The sequence below is a fragment of the Streptomyces sp. CAI-85 genome (genome assembly GCF_013363615.1).
GTDB classification, from domain to species: domain Bacteria; phylum Actinomycetota; class Actinomycetes; order Streptomycetales; family Streptomycetaceae; genus Streptomyces; species Streptomyces antibioticus_B.
Genome location: NZ_JAANNX010000130.1, coordinates 1 through 4,626 on the forward strand (window position 1 = coordinate 1; position 4,626 = coordinate 4,626).

Sequence of the window (4,626 nt, forward strand, 5' to 3'; positions counted from 1 at the left end):
GGATCAGCGGGCGTAGTACTCGACGACGAGCTGCTCGTCGCAGATCACCGGGATCTCCTTGCGGTTCGGCTCACGGTCCAGGCGGAACGCCAGGGCCTTGAGGTTCACCTGGAGGTAGCGCGGGGTCTCGCCCTCGGGGGCGAAGCCGCCCTCACGGGCGATGGAGAAGAGGGTCTTCTCGCGGCTGCGCTCGCGGACCATCACGACGTCGTCGGGACGGACGCGGAACGAGGGCTTGTCGACCTTCTGGCCGTTGACCTCGATGTGGCCGTGCACGACCATCTGACGGGCCTGGTAGATGGTGCGGGCGATGCCCGAACGCAGGACCAGGGCGTCGAGACGGCGCTCGAGCTCGATGATCAGGGCCTCACCGGTCTTGCCCTGGACCTTCGAGGCACGCTCGTAGGCGCGGACGAGCTGGCGCTCGGACACGTCGTACTGCGCGCGCAGACGCTGCTTCTCCAGCAGACGGACCTTGTAGTCCGAGTTCTGCTTGCGGCCGCGGCCGTGCTCACCCGGCGGGTAGGGACGGGCCTCGAAGTACTTGACGGCCTTCGGGGTCAGCGCGATGCCGAGGGCACGCGACTTCTTGACCTTGGGGCGGGACTGGTTCGCCACTGTCCTGTCTCATTTCCTTGATTCGGCTTGCCAGGGTGGTGGGAGGTCGCATCCGCAGCCGGGAAGACCCGCCGGGTCCGTTGCCGGGCCTGGTGGGCAGCCGCTTCCCTGGTCTGGGCACATACGTGCAGCACGCGAGTGGCCCACCGACCGGTCCCGGAAGTGCGGGTGGTGGTGGGCTGCCCGCGACACCGATCGACGGTGCGCGACGCTCCTGGAGCCGGTCCGGGGACCGGGGCTCCGGCTGACTGTCCCGCTCTGACGGCACGGGACTCAGCACTTCGGACGAGTCTACAGGGTGCTCAGGGCCGCTTCCGACCGAGGTGCTTCCTGGTCCACTCCACGGCGTCGGCGTACCGGGCCTCCGCGCCGTGCCGGGTGGGGGTGTAGTAGGCGCGGTCCTTGAGGGCGTCCGGCGCGTACTGCTGCTCGGCGATGCCCTCCGGCACGTCGTGCGGGTAGACGTACCCCTGCGCGTGCCCCAGTTTGGCGGCGCCCTTGTAGTGCCCGTCCCGCAGATGCGCCGGCACGGGCCCGGCCAGCCCCTTGCGTACGTCGTCCAGGGCGGCGCCGATCGCGGTCGTCGCGGCGTTGGACTTGGGGGCCAGGGCGAGGGCGATGGTGGCGTGGCTGAGGGTGAGGGCGGCCTCGGGGAAGCCGATCATGGCGACGGCCTGGGCGGCGGCGACGGCTATCGGCAGCGCGTTCGGATCGGCGAGGCCGATGTCCTCGCTGGCGGAGATCATCAGCCGGCGGGCGATGAAGCGGGGGTCCTCGCCAGCCTCGATCATGCGGGCGAGGTAGTGCAGCGCGGCGTCCACGTCGGAGCCGCGGATCGACTTGATGAGGGCGCTGGCCACGTCGTAGTGCTGGTCGCCGTCGCGGTCGTACTTCACGGCGGCGCGGTCGACCGTCTGCTCCAGGGTGGCGAGGGTGATCTCGCTCTCGTCCTGGTCGAGGGCGGCTCCGGCGGCGGCCTCCAGGGCGGTGAGGGCGCGCCGGGCGTCCCCGCCGGCGATGCGCAGCAGATGGGCCTCGGTGTCCTCGGGGAGGGTGACGGCGCCCTTGAGGCCGCGGTCGTCGGTGAGGGCCCGGCGGAGCAGTCCGCGCAGGTCGTCGTCGGTGAGGGGCTCCAGGGTCAGCAGCAGGGAGCGGGAGAGCAGCGGGGAGATGACCGAGAAGTAGGGGTTCTCGGTGGTGGCGGCGATCAGGGTGACCCAGCGGTTCTCGACGGCCGGCAGCAGGGAGTCCTGCTGGGCCTTGCTGAAGCGGTGGATCTCGTCGAGGAAGAGGACGGTCTCCTTGCCGTATCCCCCGGTGGCGCGGCGGGCGCCCTCGATGACCGCGCGGACCTCCTTGACGCCGGCGGTGATCGCGGACAGCTCCACGAACCGCTTGTTGGTCGCCTTGGAGACGACGTACGCCAGGGTCGTCTTCCCGGTGCCGGGCGGGCCCCAGAGGATCACGGAGGAGGGTCCTGCCGGGCCCTTGGCGCCCTCGCCGACCAGGCGGCGCAGGGGGGAGCCCGGCTTCAGCAGGTGCTGCTGGCCCACCACCTCGTCGAGGGTGCGCGGGCGCATCCGGACCGCCAGGGGGCTCCCCGCGGGGTCCTTCTCCTGGCGTTCTTCTGCTGCGGCGGTGAACAGGTCGGGCTCCACACGGAAACCCTAAATCACCCCACTGACAACACGGTCCGCGCTGTCAGCTCGTCCAGAAGTCCCACCAGCGGGTCAGGATCAGCATGCCGATGATGCCGATGTGCAGCACGGGCAGGACCCAGGTGAACTCGCCGAAGAAGGTCTTCAGGGCGCGGGGCGCGGGCAGGAAGCCGTTGCGGACGTTGAAGGACGTCACGTACCAGAACATGAAGATCGTGGCGACCCAGGCCAGCGAGCACCACAGGCACAGGGCGTTGATCCGGTACAGGGACTGGAACATCAGCCAGGCGCAGAAGACGACGCCGAAGAGGGTGCCCGCGTTGAAGGTGAGCCAGTACCAGCGCGGGAAGCGGGCCCCGGCGAGCAGGCTCATGCCGACGCAGATCACGATGCCGTAGGCCACCAGGCCGAGCATCGGGTTGGGGAAGCCGAAGACGGCGGCCTGCTTGGACTCCATCACGCTGCCGCAGGAGACGACGGGGTTCAGGCTGCACCCGGGGGTGAAGGTCGTGCCCGCGACCTTGGCCTCCAGCAGCTTGAACTTGTCGATCGTGATGACCCACGCGGCGAGCAGCCCGGCCGCGCCGGTGATCAGCAGCAGGATCGCGAACGCGCGGCTGCCGCCCGCCGTACCGGCCGCGGGCGCGGGGGCGTGCCCGGACCCGGACTCCGTGGAGACCGCATTGACTGTCGTCTTGCTCATCACGCCGATCCGTCGCTTGAGAGTTGGACCATCTTCGGGCAGGGCCATTGTGCCGCACGAGGGCGGTTCTCCACCGTTCGGCGGACATAAGGAGACCCCGCCGATCGCCTGTGAGCGTTCGGTTTCGGCCGACCCGTGTCCCCCGTGGGCACACCCGAGCGAAGGCGGACGGGACGGACGGCCGTGTGACGTCCGTCCCGTCCGCCTCGGCGGCCTTACGCGAGCCGCGACTCCAGCTCGGCGACGATCTCGTTCACGCCGATCGCGGTCTGCTCGCCGGACTCCAGGTCCTTGAGCTGGACGACACCCTCGGCGAGATCGCGCTCACCGGCGATCAGCGCGTAGCGGGCACCGCTGCGGTTGGCGTTCTTCATCGCGCCCTTGAGGCCCTTCGCCCCGAAGGAGAAGTCCGCCGCGACCCCGAGCCTGCGCAGTTCGGTGATCTTGGCGAACAGCAGCCGGCGCGCGTCCTCGCTGAGCGGCACCGCGAAGACGGAGGTCGCGGACGGCAGGTCCAGTTCGACGCCCTCCGCCTCCAGGGCGAGGACCGTGCGGTCCACGCCGAGGGCCCAGCCGACGGACGGCAGCGCGGGGCCGCCGATCATCTCCGACAGGCCGTCGTAGCGGCCGCCGCCGCCCACCGCGGACTGGGAGCCCAGACCGTCGTGGACGAACTCGAAGGTGGTGCGGGTGTAGTAGTCCAGGCCGCGGACCAGCTTGGGGTCGTCCTCGAAGGCGACGCCCGCCGCCGTGATCAGCTCACGGACCTCCTCGTGGTACGCCTTGCAGGCGTCGCACAGGTAGTCGCGCAGCAGCGGCGCGTCCCCGAGCTGCTTCTGCACCGACTCGCGCTTGTCGTCCAGGACGCGCAGCGGGTTGATGTCCGCGCGGCGCAGGGTGTCCTCGTCCAGGTCCAGGCCGCGCAGGAAGTCCTGGAGGGCGGCGCGGTAGACCGGCCGGCACTCCTTGTCGCCCAGGCTGTTGAGCAGGATGCGGAAGTTCCGCAGCCCCAGCGAGCGGTACGCCTGGTCGGCCAGGATGATCAGCTCGGCGTCCAGCGCCGGGTCCTCGGCACCGATCGCCTCGGCGCCGACCTGGGAGAAGTGGCGGTAACGGCCCTTCTGGGGGCGCTCGTAGCGGTAGTACGAGCCGGAGTACCAGAGCTTGACCGGCAGGTTGCCCTGCTTGTGCAGGTTGGCCTCCAGCGCGGCGCGCAGGACGGAGGCGGTGCCCTCGGGGCGCAGGGCCAGGTGGTCACCGCCCTTGGTCTGGAGCGTGTACATCTCCTTGGTCACGATGTCGGTCGACTCACCGACACCGCGCGCGAACAGCTCGACGTTCTCGAAGCCGGGCGTCTCGACGTAGCCGTAGCCGGAGTTGCGCAGCGGGGCGGAGATCGCCTCACGGACGGCGAGGTACTTGGCGGAGTCGGGCGGCAGCAGGTCGTACGTGCCCTTGGGGGCCTGAAAGGTGCTCACGGAAGGTCTCTCGTCACATTCCTCGTCGGGGAGGGGCCGTGGGGCCCGCTCCCTGGCCGGCGGCCGCCACCTGTCGCAGATACGGGTTGGCGGCGCGCTCCTGGCCGATGGTCGTCTGGGGGCCGTGGCCGGACAGCACCACGGTCGAGTCGTCGAGCGGCAGGCACAC

At 70.4% G+C, this 4,626-nt stretch carries 4 protein-coding genes and 1 pseudogene; all 5 read right to left on the reverse strand.

Translation table 11 applies throughout. The annotated features are described in order from the left end of the window. Positions 1 to 3 precede the first annotated feature (3 nt). Complete coding sequence (gene rpsD / locus G6W55_RS36845; RefSeq protein ID WP_015661793.1) at positions 4 to 618, reverse strand: 30S ribosomal protein S4; 615 nt, start codon at positions 616 to 618, stop codon at positions 4 to 6. 302 nt (positions 619 to 920) lie between these two features. Next, complete coding sequence (locus G6W55_RS36850) at positions 921 to 2,276, reverse strand: replication-associated recombination protein A (protein ID WP_175524965.1); 1,356 nt, start codon at positions 2,274 to 2,276, stop codon at positions 921 to 923. A 43-nt stretch (positions 2,277 to 2,319) separates the two neighbouring features. Beyond that, positions 2,320 to 2,979: a vitamin K epoxide reductase family protein gene (locus tag G6W55_RS36855; protein ID WP_175524966.1), complete on the reverse strand. Its 660-nt coding sequence runs from the start codon at positions 2,977 to 2,979 to the stop codon at positions 2,320 to 2,322. Positions 2,980 to 3,194: 215 nt separating this feature from the next. Then, positions 3,195 to 4,457 carry a histidine--tRNA ligase gene (gene hisS / locus G6W55_RS36860; RefSeq protein WP_175524967.1) on the reverse strand — a complete coding sequence of 421 codons (1,263 nt, stop codon included), beginning with the start codon at positions 4,455 to 4,457 and terminating at the stop codon, positions 3,195 to 3,197. A gap of 13 nt (positions 4,458 to 4,470) precedes the next feature. Further along, a pseudogene (locus G6W55_RS36865) lies at positions 4,471 to 4,626 on the reverse strand (MBL fold metallo-hydrolase); the annotation flags it as partial.

Bases quoted from the DNA above. Each gene is read 5' to 3' on its own strand.
- G6W55_RS36855 (WP_175524966.1), bottom strand. From the start codon at position 2,979: ATGAGCAAGACGACAGTCAATGCGGTCTCCACGGAGTCCGGGTCCGGG.